Source organism: Gloeocapsopsis crepidinum LEGE 06123 (assembly GCF_015207655.1).
GTDB lineage: Bacteria > Cyanobacteriota > Cyanobacteriia > Cyanobacteriales > Chroococcidiopsidaceae > Gloeocapsopsis > Gloeocapsopsis crepidinum.
This window is the reverse complement of record NZ_JADEWN010000001.1, coordinates 92,360-110,901: the sequence shown is the minus strand read 5'-3', so window position 1 is coordinate 110,901 and position 18,542 is coordinate 92,360. Positions and strand designations below refer to the sequence as shown.

Annotated in this window: 16 protein-coding genes; 5 read left to right on the top strand and 11 right to left on the bottom strand. The window is 43.3% G+C overall.

Translation table 11 applies throughout. The annotated features are described in order from the left end of the window. Positions 1-155: 155 nt before the first annotated feature. Positions 156-2,765 (bottom strand): bifunctional aconitate hydratase 2/2-methylisocitrate dehydratase, encoded by a 2,610-nt coding sequence (acnB, locus tag IQ230_RS00445; RefSeq protein ID WP_193929764.1) that lies wholly within the window; start codon positions 2,763-2,765, stop codon positions 156-158. 336 nt (positions 2,766-3,101) lie between these two features. Between acnB and IQ230_RS00440 the strand changes: the two genes are divergently transcribed. The 4 genes from IQ230_RS00440 to IQ230_RS00425 all read left to right on the top strand — a co-directional run bounded on the left by IQ230_RS00440 (position 3,102) and on the right by IQ230_RS00425 (position 5,318). After that, positions 3,102-3,428 carry a 2Fe-2S iron-sulfur cluster-binding protein gene (locus IQ230_RS00440; RefSeq protein WP_099700548.1) on the top strand — a complete coding sequence of 109 codons (327 nt, stop codon included), beginning with the start codon at positions 3,102-3,104 and terminating at the stop codon, positions 3,426-3,428. Between the two features lie 15 nt (positions 3,429-3,443). Further along, complete coding sequence (locus IQ230_RS00435) at positions 3,444-3,620, top strand: hypothetical protein (RefSeq protein ID WP_193929762.1); 177 nt, start codon at positions 3,444-3,446, stop codon at positions 3,618-3,620. Between the two features lie 12 nt (positions 3,621-3,632). Then, the gene (locus IQ230_RS00430) at positions 3,633-4,694 is read left to right on the top strand and encodes a DUF3326 domain-containing protein (RefSeq protein WP_193929760.1); all 1,062 of its coding nucleotides are present in this window, start codon (positions 3,633-3,635) and stop codon (positions 4,692-4,694) included. Positions 4,695-4,799: 105 nt separating this feature from the next. Beyond that, complete coding sequence (locus IQ230_RS00425) at positions 4,800-5,318, top strand: CPBP family intramembrane glutamic endopeptidase (protein WP_193929937.1); 519 nt, start codon at positions 4,800-4,802, stop codon at positions 5,316-5,318. A gap of 9 nt (positions 5,319-5,327) precedes the next feature. Here IQ230_RS00425 and IQ230_RS00420 read toward each other — a convergent pair whose 3' ends face one another. The 9 genes from IQ230_RS00420 to IQ230_RS00380 all read right to left on the bottom strand — a co-directional run bounded on the left by IQ230_RS00420 (position 5,328) and on the right by IQ230_RS00380 (position 17,105). Continuing rightward, positions 5,328-6,284, bottom strand: coding sequence for an ABC transporter substrate-binding protein (locus tag IQ230_RS00420; protein WP_193929758.1), 957 nt, complete (start codon positions 6,282-6,284; stop codon positions 5,328-5,330). A gap of 60 nt (positions 6,285-6,344) precedes the next feature. Continuing rightward, positions 6,345-8,891, bottom strand: a complete 2,547-nt coding sequence (locus IQ230_RS00415; protein ID WP_228054455.1) for a TonB-dependent receptor domain-containing protein — start codon at positions 8,889-8,891, stop codon at positions 6,345-6,347. A 164-nt stretch (positions 8,892-9,055) separates the two neighbouring features. Next, a complete protein-coding gene (locus IQ230_RS27605; RefSeq protein ID WP_193929756.1) occupies positions 9,056-10,018 on the bottom strand; it encodes a helix-turn-helix transcriptional regulator in 963 nt (320 codons plus the stop codon). A gap of 142 nt (positions 10,019-10,160) precedes the next feature. Further along, positions 10,161-10,370: a hypothetical protein gene (locus tag IQ230_RS26280; protein ID WP_228054454.1), complete on the bottom strand. Its 210-nt coding sequence runs from the start codon at positions 10,368-10,370 to the stop codon at positions 10,161-10,163. Positions 10,371-10,581: 211 nt separating this feature from the next. Next, entirely contained in the window at positions 10,582-11,589 is a 1,008-nt protein-coding gene (locus IQ230_RS00400; RefSeq protein WP_193929754.1) for an ABC transporter substrate-binding protein, read from the bottom strand. Continuing rightward, positions 11,590-12,546 carry a sucrase ferredoxin gene (locus IQ230_RS00395; RefSeq protein WP_193929752.1) on the bottom strand — a complete coding sequence of 319 codons (957 nt, stop codon included), beginning with the start codon at positions 12,544-12,546 and terminating at the stop codon, positions 11,590-11,592. Positions 12,547-12,664: 118 nt separating this feature from the next. Further along, on the bottom strand, positions 12,665-15,265 hold the full coding sequence (locus IQ230_RS00390) for a TonB-dependent receptor domain-containing protein (RefSeq protein WP_193929750.1): 2,601 nt from the start codon (positions 15,263-15,265) through the stop codon (positions 12,665-12,667). Positions 15,266-15,502: 237 nt separating this feature from the next. Then, on the bottom strand, positions 15,503-16,066 hold the full coding sequence (locus IQ230_RS00385) for a Uma2 family endonuclease (RefSeq protein ID WP_193929933.1): 564 nt from the start codon (positions 16,064-16,066) through the stop codon (positions 15,503-15,505). Between the two features lie 73 nt (positions 16,067-16,139). Continuing rightward, positions 16,140-17,105, bottom strand: coding sequence for an AraC family transcriptional regulator (locus IQ230_RS00380; RefSeq protein ID WP_228054453.1), 966 nt, complete (start codon positions 17,103-17,105; stop codon positions 16,140-16,142). Positions 17,106-17,318: 213 nt separating this feature from the next. On the opposite strand from IQ230_RS00380, the gene IQ230_RS00375 reads away from it, so the two are divergent. Further along, the gene (locus IQ230_RS00375; RefSeq protein ID WP_193929746.1) at positions 17,319-17,474 is read left to right on the top strand and encodes a hypothetical protein; all 156 of its coding nucleotides are present in this window, start codon (positions 17,319-17,321) and stop codon (positions 17,472-17,474) included. Between the two features lie 38 nt (positions 17,475-17,512). Here IQ230_RS00375 and IQ230_RS00370 read toward each other — a convergent pair whose 3' ends face one another. After that, positions 17,513-18,478, bottom strand: coding sequence for a polyphosphate kinase 2 family protein (locus tag IQ230_RS00370; RefSeq protein ID WP_193929743.1), 966 nt, complete (start codon positions 18,476-18,478; stop codon positions 17,513-17,515). Positions 18,479-18,542 lie beyond the last annotated feature (64 nt).

Genomic DNA, 18,542 nt, shown 5'->3' with positions numbered 1-18,542 from the left:
ACAGCGGATAATTCCATTTAAGAATAATTAGCTTCTTACACAAATAAAGCCTAACCATAGATGGATTTATATGAAAAAAGCCTACATTTGTAGGCTAAAAACATGTAGATTCAGGTGTTATTTACACTTACAAGTGGGCAGTGTAACTCTATTGTTTAAGATAATGTACCTGCGGGAATTCCTAAAATATCCTCAATCTTAGGCATTTCTTCCAGAGGAATCACTCTTCCTTCATCTTCAAAACCAGCAATTTGATCGAAGTTGAGATAGCGATACAAATTATCTGCAAATGGATGAATCTTGTGTGCCACGATATCCATATATTCCTCTACTGTGGGAATCCGTGCCAGTAACGCACAAACTGCGGCTAATTCAGCAGAACCAAGATAAACTCGTGCATCTTTACCCATGCGGTTGTTGAAGTTCCGTGTAGAGGTAGAAAACACTGTTGTTTTGTCAGCAACTCGTGCTTGATTTCCCATACATAAACTACAACCAGGCATTTCTGTTCGCGCCCCAGCCGCACCAAAGACACCATAAACGCCTTCTTCTTTCAGTTGATTTTCGTCCATGCGGGTAGGAGGACAAATCCACAATCGAGTTTGCACTGAACCTGCGCCCTCTAGTACTTTAGCTGTAGCGCGGTAATGACCAATATTTGTCATGCACGAACCAATAAAGACTTCTTGTACAGGATCGTTGGCAACCTCAGATAACAACTTGACATTATCAGGGTCATTGGGTGCGGCAACAATTGGTTCTTTAATTTCGTTCAAATCAATCTCAATAATTTCTGCATACTCCGCATCTACATCCGCTTCCATAAGTACTGGATTTGCTAGCCATTGTTCCATCTTGGCAACGCGACGCATAATTGTCCGTGCATCTTGATAACCCCGCGCTACCATATTTTTCATCAGCGCAATATTAGAACGCAGATACTCAGAAATTGTCTCGACACTCAATTTAACTGTACAACCTGCGCAAGAGCGTTCTGCTGTCGCATCGGTTAATTCAAACGCTTGTTCGACTTTTAAATCAGGCAAGCCTTCGATTTCCATAATGCGTCCAGAGAAGACATTTTTTTTATTCTCCTTGGTAACAGTGAGTAAACCTTTTTGCATGGCGACATAAGGAATCGCATTAACGATATCACGTAATGTCACACCTGGTTGTAACTCACCCTTAAACCGCACTAACACTGATTCTGGCATATTTAATGGCATTACACCCAAAGCCGCCGCAAACGCAACTAATCCTGAACCAGCAGGAAAAGAAATTCCCAAGGGAAAACGTGTATGGGAGTCACCGCCTGTTCCCACTGTGTCGGGTAACAGCATCCGATTCAGCCATGAGTGAATAATGCCATCACCAGGACGCAAGGCAACGCCACCCCGCGACGCGAAGAAATCAGGAAGTTCGTGATGGGTTTTAATATCTACGGGTTTTGGATATGCTGCGGTATGACAGAAACTTTGCATCACTAGATCTGCACTGAAGCCGAGACACGCGAGTTCTTTAAGTTCGTCGCGAGTCATTGGTCCTGTAGTATCTTGAGAACCAACCGTTGTCATAATCGGTTCGCATGATGTTCCAGGGCGAACGCCAGGTAATCCGCACGCTTTACCTACCATTTTCTGTGCGAGAGTATAACCTTTACCTGTATCTGTAGGCTGTTGAGGACGAATAAATACAGAACTCGGTTCTAATTTCATCGCCATGCGCGTTTTGTCGGTGAGAGTACGTCCAATGAGTAGAGGAATACGCCCACCTGCGCGAACTTCATCGGTAATTGTGTCGGGTGTCAGTCTGAAAGTAGAAATGACGTCTCCGGCTTCGTTGGTAATTTCACCTTTGTATGGATAGATGGTGATAACCATACCAGTTTCCATCTTGGTGACGTCGCACTGAATTGGTAAAGCCCCTGCGTCTTCGGCTGTGTTAAAGAAAATTGGCGCGATCGCACTTCCTAAAACATAGCCTCCAGCACGTTTGTTGGGAACATAAGGTATATCTTGCCCAATGTGCCATAATACCGAGTTGATTGCACTCTTTCGCGAGGAACCTGTACCAACAACATCACCAACGTATGCTAAAGGATGCCCTTTTTGTTTGAGTTGGGCAATTGTATCTAACGCATCTGGCATCCGTGACTCTAGCATTGCTAGCGCGTGTAAGGGAATATCAGGGCGTGTCGTCGCGTGCGTAGCCGGTGAAAGATCGTCAGTGTTGGTTTCGCCTGGTACTTTAAAAACTGTGACAGTGATTACTTCTGGTAAAGGCGATCGCGCTGTAAACCATTCTGCATCTGCCCACGATTGCATAACTTCTTGCGCGTGGGAATTTGTTTTTGCTAATTCCTCAACATCATGAAAAGCGTCATAAACTAACAAAGTTTTACTTAAAGCCGTTGTCGCGGCAGTTGCTAACGCTTCATCATCACTAGAGAGAAACTCAACAAGCGATCGCACATTGTATCCACCCATCATTGTGCCTAACAGTTCAACTGCGTAGATGGGAGAAATTGAGGGACTTGTTGCTTCACCTTTAGCGATCGCTGTCAGAAATCCTGCTTTCACATATGCTGCGGGATCGACCCCAGGAGGAACGCGATCGCGTAACAAATGCAATAAAGTTTCCTCTTCCCCTGCTGGTGGTGCTTTGAGTAGTTCGCACACAGTCGCTATTTGCTGGGCGTCCAAAGGTAAAGGGGGAATTCCCATCGCTTGCCGTTGGGCAACGTGTTGCTGATATTCTTCCAGCATTCTCATCTCCATTAAATCAGGCATTTTGTCTTTTTAGTGCAAGGTTAACGCCGCATTACCACAATTACAGTTGACCATGATACGGTCTATCAAAAAAAGCGATTGGTGATTAGCTTTTAGCTATTAGCTGAACTCCACGATCTGAAAGTCGGTAGCTTGAATAAAGATGCTGCGCGTTTTCTTTTCTATAGAAGTCATGGGTTCACTATGGTGCAAGGCTTACTAAGCCCTAACAAGCCAATAGCTAATTGCTCAGGATACAATGACTTATTAGTAATAAATTATGGCTGACATTACGTAGTTCAATCGGCATTTAGTAAAACGGTTTTTTAGTCTATGCCTCAAACTTATACTGTTCAAATTCAACACCAAGGTCAAACGCATACAATTGAAGTCCCCGAAGACAAAATCATTTTACGTGCTGCAAGTGCCGCTGGTTTAGATCTGCCTAGTTCTTGCAACGCAGGTGTTTGTACTACTTGTGCTGCTTTACTAGTCGAAGGTACTGTAGAACAAGGTGACGGTATGGGTCTTAGTCCTGAGCTACAGCAAAAAGGATACGCCTTACTCTGTGTTTCCTATCCACGCTCAAATCTAAAGATTGAGACAGAAAAGGAAGACGAAGTGTACGACTTACAGTTTGGTCAGTTTCAACGCAGTTAATAAGGGTAAGTAAAAATGACTACGCATTTTATTACCACTGAAGTCAAATTTCACGATTCTCCAGCGCTGCTTTCTAAAGTAATTGAGGCAGAATTACGCTTATCAGGGGAACCGCTGCGCTGGGCAATTACAGCTTTGGATCTCCAACGACAAACAGCTACTGTCGAAGCCGTTGTTACTTTAGATGATTAACTCAAAACCTGCGTGAACCAGCGTCCTTACACTGTTATCTTAATTATACCAACTGGTATTGGTGCCGCAATTGGTGGATATGCCGGAGATGCTATACCAGTAGCGCGGGCGATCGCCTCAGTTGCAGATCGCCTGATTACTCACCCGAATGTTCTCAATGGCGCACAACTATACTGGTCTTTGCCTAATGCTTTCTATGTAGAAGGCTATGGACTCGATCAATTTGCTGCAGGATATTGGGGTTTGCGTCCGGTGCATCAAAACCGTATTGGTTTAATCTTAGACCAAGGTATTGAGCCAGATCTCCGATTACGGCAACTTCAAGCTGCAGAAGCAACTCGTGCTACTCTCGGACTAAATTTACTCGATTATGTTGTTACTGATGCGCCAATAAACGTAGAATTACGTACTTCAGATTCAGGGACAAGTTGGGGTACGATTCAAAACTCGGGAACTTTACTGCGTGCAGCAGAGACTTTAATTAGTAAAGCAAGAGTAGATGCGATCGCTGTTGTTGCCCGTTTTCCTGATGATATGGACAGTCCTGCACTACAACAATATCGTCACGGCAAAGGTATTGACCCGCTTGCGGGTGCCGAAGCTGTCATTAGTCATTTAATCGTCCGTGAATTTCAGGTTCCTTGTGCCCATGCACCCGCTTTGTTACCGCTACCCCTCGATCCTGATATCTCACCACGTTCTGCTGCAGAAGAAATTGGCTATACCTTCTTACCTAGTGTACTTGTAGGCTTAAGCCGCGCCCCACAGTTCGTTACGTCACAACATCAATCGGCACCACATGACATTTGGGTAAATCAAGTTGACGCTGTTATTATTCCTGCAACTGCTTGTGGTGGTAGCGCAGTTTTAAGTCTTAGTCAATCAAAGGTGCAAATCGTTACAGTACAAGAAAATCAAACACAACTTTATGTTCCTCCAGAACCTTTAGGACTGAAAACAACATGTGTAAACTCTTACCTAGAAGCAATAGGTATTTTAGCGACTCACAAAGCAGGAATTGCACCTACTGCACTTAGCCCTGTTATTTCATCGATGCATCACTTATCGACATAACATAACGATGCCAGGTACAAGCCTTCGCCCTTTAAGACAGTGACCGAAAAACAAAATTTTGACCCGAACATTCAGCCCTTGTCGCGTACCCAGATCTTAATTGCTATGGGTGTCACCGCGTTGTTGTTATTAATTGTTTCTAAGCTATGGCTGCAATTTGGTAATTTTGCTTTACTACCTATGCAATTTACCATAACAGCTTTGCTGAAGGGGTTTGCTGTCGCGTTAACAATTGCGATCGCAAGTTGGGTAGTTTACCGCATTTGGTCAGCATATCGCCGTAGTGCCAATTTTTACCTGGAATTGGTTCTCAAGCCTTTAAACTGGGCTGATTTAATTTGGGTAGGGCTACTTCCAGGACTCAGCGAAGAATTGTTGTTTCGTGGTGTCATGCTACCCGCATTCGGTTTGAATCTGGTTGCGGTGATTGTATCAAGCCTTTGTTTTGGCGTTCTTCACCTCAGTGGAACTGAGCAATGGCCTTATGTTATTTGGGCAACAGCTGTAGGATTCTTACTAGGGTGTAGTGCTTTATATACAGGTAACTTATTAGTACCAATCGTGGCGCACGTCATCACAAATTTATTTTCTAGCTACTTTTGGAAGTGGGAACACTCGCGGTAAGTAACGGGATTATATACTTAATATTTGCTGGAGTTGCTTAGTAATCAACTCAGTGGCAATTGGTCCTGTGATTCGACTCCAGAGATGATAGTCAACAAAATGTACTTGATTTGCTTGATAAACCGGAAGCGATCGCAACACGGGGCTTTGTTCCCAAAGTTTTTGGATCTGTGAAACTGTACTATCTCCACTCGCCATCACAATGACAATGTCTGCATCTAGCTGTGGTAAAATTTCTAGAGAAGTCGGTATTGCACCATAGCGCACAGGTAGTTTGGGAACAACTAACTCAAATCCAAGTTCTGTGAGGAGATTACCGGCAAAAGTTTCTTCGGTAAAGACTTCAATACTGTCCAATCCTGAGATTGATAACAGTAATAGCTGTTGTTTTGCGACAGCCTTCAGTTTTGCTCTCGTGTCTGCAATTCGCTGATTGTGGTTTTGAATCACTTGTTGCGCCCGTTGTGCGCGATTCATAACTCGACTAAGCGTTAGTAAATCTTCTTGCCAGTGGCGATCGCTTTGCGATAAAGGTAATGTTGGGGCGATTTGGGAAAAATTCATGTACAGCGATTGTTCGCCGCCGTACCCCAACAGAATTAAATCGGGTTTGAGTTTTAATACCGATTCTTGTGATGGTGCTTGCCAAGTCCCCACGTATACAGGATTAGTAGTAATGCGATCGCCTAAATATTTAACATCAATCGTCGTCTCAAATTGCGGAGTCTTGAGTAAAACTCTGGCATCTTCAGCATAGCCTATGGGTTGAACGTCGAGCGAAAGTAACAAGTCAAGCGATCGCGGATCAAGGGCAATGACTCTTTGAGGAGTCTTGCAAATTTGCGTTGAACCAAATTCGTGTTGGATGTCTTGACAAGATGTGCTGGTTGTGTATTTAGGAGGAGTGCGATCGCAGGCGGCTGTAAAACACAAGATGAGTAGAATGCGGGCAAGGAGTTTATACATTAACGAACCACAGAGGCGCGAAGAACACAAAGGAAGAGTAGGGGAGGGGTTATTTCTGCTTTACCAAGTTACGCGATAGCCGACTCGCAGCGTGCGTCCTCTGGCTGCGATGTTGTCTGGTTCATAGAAGCCACCCAAATATTGAGAAGTTACAGGAAAATACTGTTCATTCAACAAGTTTTCGATGCCAATACTGAGGGTTCCTAGTCCAAGTTGAATGCTACCAATGTAATCTAAAGTGACGTAGCCGGAGATCGGGACTTCTTCGGTTCCATCGTTAAAGGCGCGGGTGCGATTTCCTACAAGAAGTAACTGCAATCGATTACTCCAACCTGGTAAAGTTTCGTGTTCAACGTATGCACTCAGTTTCAATGGTGAAATGCGTTCGCTAGTAATCGCCAAAAATTCGTCATCTTCTTCAAATTCACCTTCTTGCCAAGTCGCTGTACCGCCAAGTTGCCAGTTTCCCCCTGGTTGCCAATCAATAGTGGCTTCAACGCCATAAATGCGTTCGGGAACGCGGATAATTTCGGCGAGGGCTGCACCAGGAATTAATCGCGTTCCTAATTCTGATTCATTGTAAAATCCAGCGAGTGATACTTGAACGTTTGTCCATTCGCCGCGAACGCCAATTTCGTAATTATCAACTTTTTGCGGCTGCGTCACATTGACATCATCTTCAATCGAAGTTAACTCATCGGGCGGACCTTGTAGTAAACGCCCAAAATCAGGCGCAGAAAAACCTTGCGCAAAATTTGCAAACAAACTCACTGCGTCAGTAACGCGGTATCGAGTACCCAGATTTAACGCCAGATCGTCGAAACTGAGATCGCCGCCAGTGATATTGCGATAGGGGACAAAAGGAGTTTGAAAATCATCTACACTCAAGTTAAATCGCTCATACCTAGCACCACCACTGATTAACCAACGGTCATTCAAATCCCATTGCAGTTGCGCAAATAATCCTAAGTTACTAAAATCGTAAGGAATCGATATGCCGCCGACGCGACGAAACACTCGTCCTTGTGTATTATCAAACTCGGCATCATCACCAAAATTGAAATCAAGTCTAATATTTTCGTTCGAGTAGTCTGCACCCCACAACAAACTTGCTGCTGGCGATAATGGTGTTTGAATCTGAAGTCGTGCGCCCCACTGTTCTTTATCAAACTGCTGTTGCTGGATCGGATCGCCAAAATCTCGAAAGTCGAATGCGTCTGAGCTACGCGAGTTCAAACGATAGTATAATTGCCCTTGCAACTGGCTGCCAAAAAGTGCGTCGTTTGTATAGTTGAGACTGGCGACCGTGTTACGATTACCACGACCAGGAACGCCGATAAATTCGACATCTGGAACGGTGATTCCCCGTGCTTTTTGAATTCCAGGAATATCAAGAATGCTTTCGTCGGGTCTAACTGTACTGTTTTCGCCTTCGTTGTAGTGATTGAGCGAAACTTGCAGCCGCTGTTGCGAATTTAAATTAACTCCTACTTTACCAAATACATTAAATATTTCCGTATCGGCGACGCTTTCAAACGGAATGCGCGATCCTTGTGCATCAAAAAAGCCACCGACATCGTTACGCGAGATATTGAATACAAAGTCAAAAATGCCTTCATTTCCCGAAAAGCCGTATTCCAGATAGTTACTGAAACTGTCTCCAGTTAAAAATGAGTTTCCTCCACCCGCAGCGGCATCGATTCCGATTTCAGCAGTCGAAGTAAATTGTTGATCGCCAGCTTGACGGGTAATAATATTGATCGCGCCACCAGTTCCACCATCGCCATAAATCGCGGTTGGTCCGCGCACAACCTCAATTCTTTCAATCGCATCGGGTGCAATACTGCGATAGTCTCTGGCTTGTACTGTTGAAAGGTTCGATTTAATTGGAACACCATCAATTAATATTTGCACCCGCCGACCGCGTAATTGTTGCGAAAACGTATTACCATCGGGAGAAACATCGCCTAAACCTGGCACTGTTTGCGCCAAAATATCTTGCAAATCTCTTCGTAACGCTGTTTGTTGCTCGATTTGGTCGCGATTGATGATTGTTACCGAACGTGGTATATTTTGCACAGCTTCGGGGGTACGGGTTGCGGTGACAACGATCTCGATTGGTGCTTCTGCCGTATCAGCTTCAGGAGTCACGCTGAATATAAGTTCTCGATCTGCGGTGATCACTTCAGCTACAGGTGGAGTTGTCTCACCAGAAATTGCGACTCGAATCTGATTGTTTTCTGTATTTGTTACCGAAACGGATGTAATTCCTGAAGTTGGGTTAGTCGCTTGAAATTGTTCAGCATCAGTAAGTATCAAGACTGCGTTGGGAATATCTGCAATTAAGGTATTGTCAATAACTGAGGTTGTCGGAGTTGGTATTTCTCCCGCTGTGGTTTGCAAAACTATTTCTATGCCTTCAGCAGTCGCACTCACTTCGACGTTTGTCACTTGTATAACAGTTGGTTGCGATTGTGCTAACCACTCAGCAACTATCTTTGCAGGTTTTTGCTGCACTGTTGGTGATTCTTGCGCACGAATTGACTGCGTACTCATCACCGATACAATACTGACTATTGCCACAAACCGAAAATGCGATCGCTCCATCACTCCCCACCTAACCCACAAGTTGAAAAACTTTCCTAATTAATTCAGATCAAAATATTAAAGCGTTCTGCGTAGTGATGCGACTCAAAGCGGAATGATTAGATCCCAAAACGGAATTTGTTAAGTAAGCAAGTGAAAACTGCTAACAGTTCTGCTATTACCGATTACCTATTGCCATGTTGCGATAAATAATGACTCGGACTCACGCCAAACTTTTTGCGAAATGCAGCCGCGAAATGTCCGCGATTGGCATAACCAACCATCGCCGCGACGCCTGTAATTGTCATTGCTTGTTCTTCCAACAGCTGACGCGCATATTCCATCCGGCGATCGTGTAAGTAACCAAAAACGCTCGTGCCAAAGATTTGGCGAAATCCGCGTTTCAACGTACAGTCATTCAAACCAACTTGCCGTGCTAGCGAGAGTAAAGAAGGTGGTTCGCACAAATTCTGCGTGATAATGTCTTTTGCTTGATGAATTTGGTCAATTTCGCTGCGGCTTAAGCGAGGGTAAATCTTATGGTTAACATTACTCAGTTGCCCAATCTTCATCGCAATCAGTTCTAAACACTTTGCCCCAAGATACATCTGCTTCGTTGCACCTTGATAAGGACAGTTAAGAATCTGCTCAAGCACCAACTTCATCGCTGGTGTAATGCTACCGATATGATCGTAAGGCTGTTCGTTACCCGCGATTAGCCGTTGAATGGCTAAAGGTAGAGAATCTGATCCAGATGTACAAAAGCAGTGTAGGAGTTCCGGCGAATCGAGATGAATGTCTACTTGGAGAATTTTCCCTGCCGACTTTTGAGCGATCGCCTTTTGCATTGCACCCCACTCCACAAAATTTTGTCCGCTATGTCGAGTGCGATTGCGGTATTGGTAGTTACCCAACACCTGAAATCCAAATTCAATGCAGCCAGGATCTTCTTCTTGCACAATGGCAAGGTCATCACAAAATTCGTAGTCATGAATTAACAAGTCAATTCCATTGAGAAAAATCCATCTTTGATAACCAGTACCCAATTGCTCAGGGCATTTTTTCACAGTTTCAAAAGGCTCTAATTCCAGAAGGTGACTGTTATGCCACAGTTCATCGTATTCCCTTTCCAAGAGGGTAATTGTCACAGACGGCTCCTTTCGTGTCCGCAATAACAGATAAATTTATTTTTAGTTAAATGCAATTTATTCTTATTTATCAATAATAGTCAAGTTTTTGCTCAAAAATACAACGCATGCACTATCAACAAAATGAGCAGGGAAGTCATGTTTAATCTATGGGCAAATTATTCGGATCAATGCCCTGAGATTGCAAAAAAGCGATCAATTGTTCTTTTTGCTGACGTTCAATTTCAGCGCGTTGGCGTTTACTTTCAATCAGTTCTACCGCCCAAGGTAACACATTGCCTCCGTCATCCCACCGAGGAACATAAACCCAATCTGGTGCTTTAACAATGAATTGCCCATTGTACAATTGCACGCAGACCAAAATTCGATGCCATCAACATTTGAGGTTGGATAAAACCACTGATTTCTAAGCTTTCACGCAACGCACCAACCAAAATTGGTTGACCTGTATTCTCTACTGATTCGTCTTTCTTCTAGCTGAAAGTCGTCGGGCAAGCTTCGCAAGATACCATCGGTTGTAGCGCTTTGGTTTGCTTCAGTTGGCTTGCCATCAAGACTACCTATTATGGATTTGTTTTTATTTTATCTGCTTGTAATAGTTCTTGTATTCGATTAATCAAGACTTCAGCAGCAATTGGTCCGCGAATACGGGTAAGTTGATAGTCGATGAAATAAACTTTTTGATTTTGGACTGCGGGAAGCGATCGCAAAATTGAATTTTGACTCCATTGACGTTTAGCATTCTCTATCGTATTTTCTCCTGAAGGCAATACTAAAATTGCATCGGTGGCAATTTGCGGTAACACTTCCACCGAAAAGATACCGCTACTACGTTCTTCTTCAGGATTGACAACTTGAAAACCTAGATCTGTAAGTAAGCTACAGACAAAATCGTTGCGATCAAATAAGAAAGAACTAGAAATTTCGTTAGCAAAGCCCAATACAAGGATCTTCTGCTGCGCAACGATAGGCGCTAATTGCGCTTTGATTTGTGCAAGCCACTGATTATGATTGGTAAGTGTTTGCTGTGCTTGTGCTTCGCGTCCTAAAGCTTGACCAACTTGCAAAATAACTTGTTGCCAGCGATCGCCTTGTACCTCATACAGTAGTGTAGGGGCAATTTTAGAATATAGTTCGTAGTTAATTTCAAGGTAATTTTCACCCAAAATCAAGTCAGGTTTGAGTTGCAGCAGTGTTTCTATGGAAGGATTATTGCGATCGCCTAAATTAACAGGCTGAGTTGTGACGCGCTTGCCTAAATACGGAATTTGTGTACTAGGGCGAGTGAAGATGCGATCGCGTAACGGATTGACTTCTGCATACGCCGCAGGTTGTATTCCCAGTGATAATAAAATATCAAGTAGTGGCGGACTCAGTACCGCAATCGTTTCAGGTTGACCGCAGATTTCAGTTTCACCTATGTCGTGCTTGATAATTTGGCAGTTTTCTGATAAAGAAGAGTTAGAAAAATCAATTTGTTGAATTGTGCCACAAGCCGTTACTAGCAAGCAGGTGAGAATACTCAATGCGATCAGTTTTCGTCGGCTGTAATGTGCGATCGCTCCTAACACTCAAACCTCAATTTCAACTAAATTTTTGACAATGCGATGTGGTAGTTTTTCGACTTCACCGTCACAATCTCCGCTTATGTAAAGCGCCCGACCTTCATCTTCTATGACTTCAGCTTGATAGCATTGTATTGAATCATCTGGCTTAACAACAGTGAATTCAACTCGACTAAAGACGGCATCTGCACTTTCTTCAACAATACGATAGGCAATTTTGTAGTTAAACCAATCCCAACCGTGTTGTAACATCAATTCGCGTTCCATCACCTGGGATGCGATCAGGTACTCAGAACCGGCAAGGATTCCCCAACCGCGATAGACGTTTTTCAACGCTTGAATATCACCCTGACGAGTCAAAATTGACAGAAAAGTTGCTGGCGTCAGTCTTCCATAACAACGCCCATCAGGAAAATCAAGGATTGTAGGCGCGAAGCGATGTCCGCCAAAGTGACTTGATTGCCAAACTCGGACATTTTCTAAACCTAAATCGCGTACAATTGCCAAAGCTTGCCGATAAAAAGGATAGCCATACTTCCCACAGCAGCGATCGTGACTACCATGCGTACAAACTAAAATATCTCGTGTTGGTGTCGCATTAGCACCGAGTGTCGAATCGCTCAAGTAATCTGGTATTGCTTGCACCAGTGCATAAATATCCGAAAATTGTGCTTCTTGTTTGCAATAACTGTTAGAAATTCCTGGTGTTTGGCGAAAGATAATTAAGTGTGGACTTTGTTGGGGTGCTTCACCATAAATTAACACTATCCTGATAGATACTTCAGCGTTATCGAGTTTATCTACCAAAGAAATTAGAGTTGCAGGTGCGGCTTTAGACTCAAACTCATTTGTACTCCAAGGCGGCGGACATTCAATCATCACAAAGATTTCATCAAAACTTGCCCATCCAATTGGATCTTCCCCTGCTTGACGTGACGCCTCAGCACAAAAGTAACGATTCATAAACAAGTTGGCGGTCAATAAACGTAACTAAAAGCTTGGTAACTGGTAACTGGTCATTGGTAATTGGAAATAATATTCATCTAGAATTACCCATTACCCATTCCCTAACTTCAAAATGTCACCAATCAATCGAATAGTTAACACTAATCGTACGACCTCGTGCAGCAACGTTTCCAGGTTCAAAGTATCCACCATTAACCTGATTCAAGAAAGGCGCGTATTGTCGATTGAGGAGATTTTCAACGCTAAATGATAGTCTACCTCCAAGTAATGGGATACTGCTAATCAAGTCAAGGGTTGTGTAACCTGTCACAGGAACCGGATCAACACCATCATCGAAAGCCGCACTGCGATCGCCAACATACAGCAATTGCAATCGATTGCGCCAGCCAAAATCAGTTTCGTGTTGTACGTAAGCCGTTAATTTCGGTGGAAAAACCGTAAATCCATCAATTGCTAAGTAATCGCCATCTTCATTTTCAAATTCACCTCGAAGTAACGTTACACTTCCACCTAATGCCAAATTATTGATAGGTTGCCAATCTACAGTTCCTTCCAACCCGATAAACCGTTGCGGTTGACGCGCAATGCGAGTACCCAAGGGAGATTCTTCAAATCCGATACCGAGTTCTGACTCGTTGTAGAAACCCGCAAGCGAAGCTTGGATATTTGCCCAATTTCCCCGCACTCCAATTTCATAACTATTCACCAGTTGCGGACTAATGACATCAAAATCATCCGTAACTGAGGTGAAATCTTCGGGTGGATCGCGCAAAATCGTTCCAAAAGTTGGTGCGGAAAAGCCTTGTGCAAAGCTTGCAAATACGCTGAGATTCTCAGTTAAGTTGTACGTCGCGCCAATGTTAAATAAAATATCGTCAAAACTAACATCTCCACCAGCAATCGCCCGATCTGGAGTCAACCCAAACCCAACCGTTGTGTAATCATCCACACTTAGGGCAAAGCGTTCGTAACGTATTCCACCACTAAGACGCAAAGCGTCGGTTAAATTCCACTGGGCTTGGGCAAATAAGCCAAGGTTACTAAAATTATGCGGAGGCATATAGCTTCGCGTGCCAATTGCTTGAAACACTCGACGGTTTGTCGCATCATACACTTCAGGATCGAAGAACGTAATTACCTGCGAGATATCTTCATCGAGGTAATCTGCGCCCCACAACACGCTCAATGTTGAAGAAACAGGTGTTTCTACCTGGAGTCTACCGCCAAATAACTCGCGCTCAATTGTACTTTGAAAAATTCCAGGATCGACAAAATCAAACGGTCGTAAGTCTTCAGGTGTAAATGACACGGGACCATTGCGGTAAAATGCTTGTGCTTGGACTCGACTACCTAAAAGATTTGCGTGCGTATAGTTTACGTTAAAAACAGTCGTGTGATTACCTGCTTCATTACCACCAATAACTTCAATGCCTGGAACTTCAAGCGCACGGGCATACTGAATTCCTGGAATATCTTCGATGCTAGGATCGCTAATGATGCGGAAGTTTTCGTTGGCTTCAAAATAGCTAGCACTAAACTGTAAGCGTTGATCTTCGCTGAAATCAAAGCCGATTTTACCAAGGACACTTAATGTGTCAGCATCAGAATCTTGGGCAAATTGCGGAATGCGATCGCCACGCGCATCAAAAAAGCCACCAGTATACGATCGCGAGAAATCAAAAACAAAATCCACAACGCCTTCATCGCCCGCAAGCCCGTATTTAAAGAAGTTACCAAAACTGTCGCCTAATAAAAATGAATTTCCCCCACCCGCAGCAGCATTCACGCCAACTTCTACAGTACTTAGAATCTCTCCTTCAGGAGGTCGGCGGGTAATAATATTAATCACGCCTCCGGTACCACCATCACCATAAGTTGCACTTGGTCCGCGTACAACTTCCACACGTTCAATCGAATCAGGATCGATACTTCTAAAATCTCGCGGTTGGTTTGTTAAGTTTGAACGCAGCGGTACGCCATCAATTAAAACTTGAACTTGTCTGCCTCGAAGTGTTTGATTTGTATTGTTATTACTTTGCGTTGTCGGTGCTAAACCAGGAACGAGATTACCCAGAATATCTTGCAGGTTTCTTGATTGCGATACTGTTACCTGTTGTTCGATTTGTTCGCGCTCTACCACTGTAACTGAACGCGGGACATTCTCGACAGCTTCTTCAGTGCGTGTTGCTGTGACTACAATCTGAATCGCTTCCTCGTCGTCAGTTATCGCTGCGTTTGTACTAGGCGTTACAGTGAGTATCAATTCTTGCGCAGATGCACTAACTTGTGCTGTCGGTGGTGCGTTGACTCCCTCAATGGCAACTCGAATTTGATTATTTGGCAAATTTGTTACCGATAACGATGCAATTTCTGCTGTTGGATTGACAAATTGAGGTTCTTGTGGTTCTGGTAGGTTCAGTACTGCATTCGGAATATCTGCAATTAAAGTATTACCAACAACCGACGTCGTAGGTTGCGACAATTGCCCTGCGGTTTCCAGAACTATTTCTAAAGCTGTATCTGTCTCAAAGACACTCACACCGGTGACTTGTATAGGAACATTTTGAGCGATGTCAGAATTTTGTGATTTCCTCGTTGTTACAATCCATTGTGTAAGCGTTTTACTCGGTATCTCGTCTTTTGCCGCAACAGGCGGAAGCGCGATCGCCCACACCGTTCCTAATAGCATCAACCCAAGCAATCGCTGGTGCCTCATATTACTCACACCCACCCTCAATATCACTAGCCCTGCAAACACCTCATTGCAAATTCTTTGCAAGAAAGCTAAAGCAAACTATAGAGTGATTTGGGCGATCGCGTCTGCTACGCGACGGAATTTTTTAGTCACTAGCCGGAACATTTATGCGAGTAAATAGGTAAAAATATATCTTCCCCAGTTACCGATGACCGATTACCTGTTACCGAACATACCTGCTTCTTCGCACCCAAGTAGCTACACTTGCAACTCAAAACCAGGCAAAATATCTTCTCCAGAAAGAATCACTGGCATTTGAACGACTTCTACAGCTTGGGAAGGTCGATAAATTTCTACTTGGCTATCCTGAGGATTAATTATCCAACCCAAACGCAGACCATTTTCGATGTACTCTTGCATTTTCGCTTGAATCGGTTGCAGTCGATCCGTTTCGGAACGCAGTTCGATTGCAAAATCAGGGACGAGTGGCGGAAATTTTTTACGCTGTTCAGGCGTCAAAGCTTCCCATCGTTCTAATTTTACCCAAGCTGCATCAGGAGAACGTTTAGCACCGTTGGGCAGAATGAAAATTGTTGATGAACTAAAAACTTTACCTAATTTAGTTTGACGATTCCAGATTTCTAAATCAGCGATTAGCCCAGCTTCTCGATTTCCACTTTCGCCTCCCACAGGTGGCACAATAATTAATTCTCCTGCTGCACTCATTTCTAAGTTTAAATCGCGATTGGCAAGACACAGTTGATAGAATTGCTCATCGCTCAAGTGTGCAATTGGTTCTAGATTGAGGACAACACTATTCATTGAATCTGTCCTTACGACTTCTAATATGATTATCTGCGATCGCGCGATCGCATCTCCTAAGCAAGGAACATTTCTAGTCACAAGCCGGAACATCACGCCGCAAAGAACTAGGATTTATTCCAAACTCGCGACGAAATGCAGCAGCAAAATAACCAGGATGTGAATAACCAACCGCACACGCTACTTCGGCAATACTCATTTTATTTTCTAATAAAAATTGCCGTGCTTGAATCATCCGGTGTTTTCGGAGATAACCAAATGCAGTTGTGCCAAATACCTGCCGAAATCCGCGTTTGAATGTACAGTCGTTCATTCCAACCAATCGCGCTAAATCAATTAATGAAGGTGGATTTTCAACGTTATTTAGTAATACATCTCTAGCGTGATAAAGGCGATCAATATCACAAGATTTTAACTTAACAGGTTGGTTGCGATCGCTATGCTTTAGTATATGGGCTGACTGCAATGCAATCAGTTCCAATGCTTTGGCTTGCAAATAAATTTGCTCAATTTCTCCTTGATACGGACAATTGAGAATTTGTTGTAGCACCAAATGCACTTCAGGAGTGAGAGTACCTAAATCTGTATAAAATTCATCATCTGGATTTTCGAGTTGCTGTCTTAACTCTAGTGGAATCAACTCCATCTGCTTTGGACTGAATGCATAACTATCTTTAGGTGCAGTCAAATGCAGATCGATCTTAAGAGTTTGTCCTGGCAACCATTCTACTATTGCTGTCCGAGAAGTTGTTTGCTCAAACTGTAAAAAACTACCTGGGTAGCTGAAACAACTCGTTTGGTGATGCGGTTTACCAGACAAGTTAAAACCAAATTCAAGTTCAACTGTTGAGTAGGCGTGGACGATCTCTTCTAGTAAAGGTTCTTGAAGTTGATAATCTCGAATGAGTAAATGTAACCCATGACCAAGATTAATTGATCGCTTACAAGCCGAACTAATAGACTGAGAACACTTCACACTCAGTTTGTATCTGCTTGGGTCAGAAGTTTTTAAATCTCGATCTGAGAGAATGAGAGGCATGATTTGATTGCATTCCTGAAGTGTTATTGCGCTTAATAAGATATATTCTCATTAATTATCTTCTATAACAACGCAGTTTTGATTTCAGGCATAGAGGATAGCAGTTATCACTTAAACCAACAACACAACTCCCTACTCTCCACTACTCACCTGAAAGTTTAGGATAGGGTAAAAAAAACAGCGTCAGAAATCGCGGTTATATCTCAGCCCCAGGTGGTTACTTCAACTCAGATCGCCACAGACTTAATTTTTCCAGACGAGAATTTGTGGAGTAATGAACCACCCTTGGAAAGCGATCGCTATCGCGAACAAATAGATTTACCAATTCTCCTAATTAAATGGTGGTGGATCAGGATTGACAACCTGTAAACTAAGTAGCATCACCACTGCTTACTTATTCACCAACTTTATACTGGAATAACAACGCTTTCCAATCCTTGGGCAGCAGCCGGATATTGAGGATTCATTGCTTCTAAAGTATCGGCGATCGCTCTAGCAATGACTAAATTACGATACCATTTTTTATTCGATGGCACGACGTACCAAGGTGCATAAGCCGTCGAACAGTTATTAATCGCATCTTCGTAAGCTTGTTGATACTTATCCCACAACTTGCGCTCATTGACATCATTAATCGAAAACTTCCAGCGCTTATTCGGATCTTCCAAGCGGCTTTCTAATCTCCGGCGTTGTTCGTCTTTGGAAATATGTAAGAAGAATTTAATGACAACAATATTATCCAACGTTAGCATTTGCTCGAACTCGTTAATAACGCGATAGCGCTGACGCCATACTTGTTCAGAAACTAAATCTTTCACCCGCACAATCAAAACATCTTCGTAGTGCGATCGGTTAAAAATAGTAATCATTCCTCGACGCGGTGCGCGGCGGTGATAGCGCCACAAAAAGTCGTGACTTAGTTCTTCGTCGGTAGGCTTCTTAAACGACCAAACTTGACAACCTTGCGGATTGATACCTTGAAAAACATGCTTGATTGTGCCATCTTTTCCTCCTGTATCCATTGCCTGCAACACAATCAAAACGCTGCGTTCATTTTCAGCGTACAAGCGTTCTTGTAAAAGTGCCAGCCGCTTCCTTTGAATTTCTAGTTCCTTGACAACGTCTTTCTTTTTTCTGTAGTGTTCGCAAGCATTGGGATTAATCTCAGCAAGTCTGATGCTTTCATCTGGGCTAATTCGATATCGAGGATAATCTGGTGATGGTGGTGGTTCCTTAACCACAAGTGTTTCCGGTGAAACGACATCTGCAACACTATTTGTTTTTTGATCCGCAGCTTGAATTGTTTCTTGTTCTTCAGCTTCAGTCACATCTGTCTGAGTAAAATTATTTGTGCGATCGCTATCTGGATTCATACGCTTTCGTAGCCTGATTGTAATCTAAACTACTTTTCTTGATATTAGATCAGCTACACACATC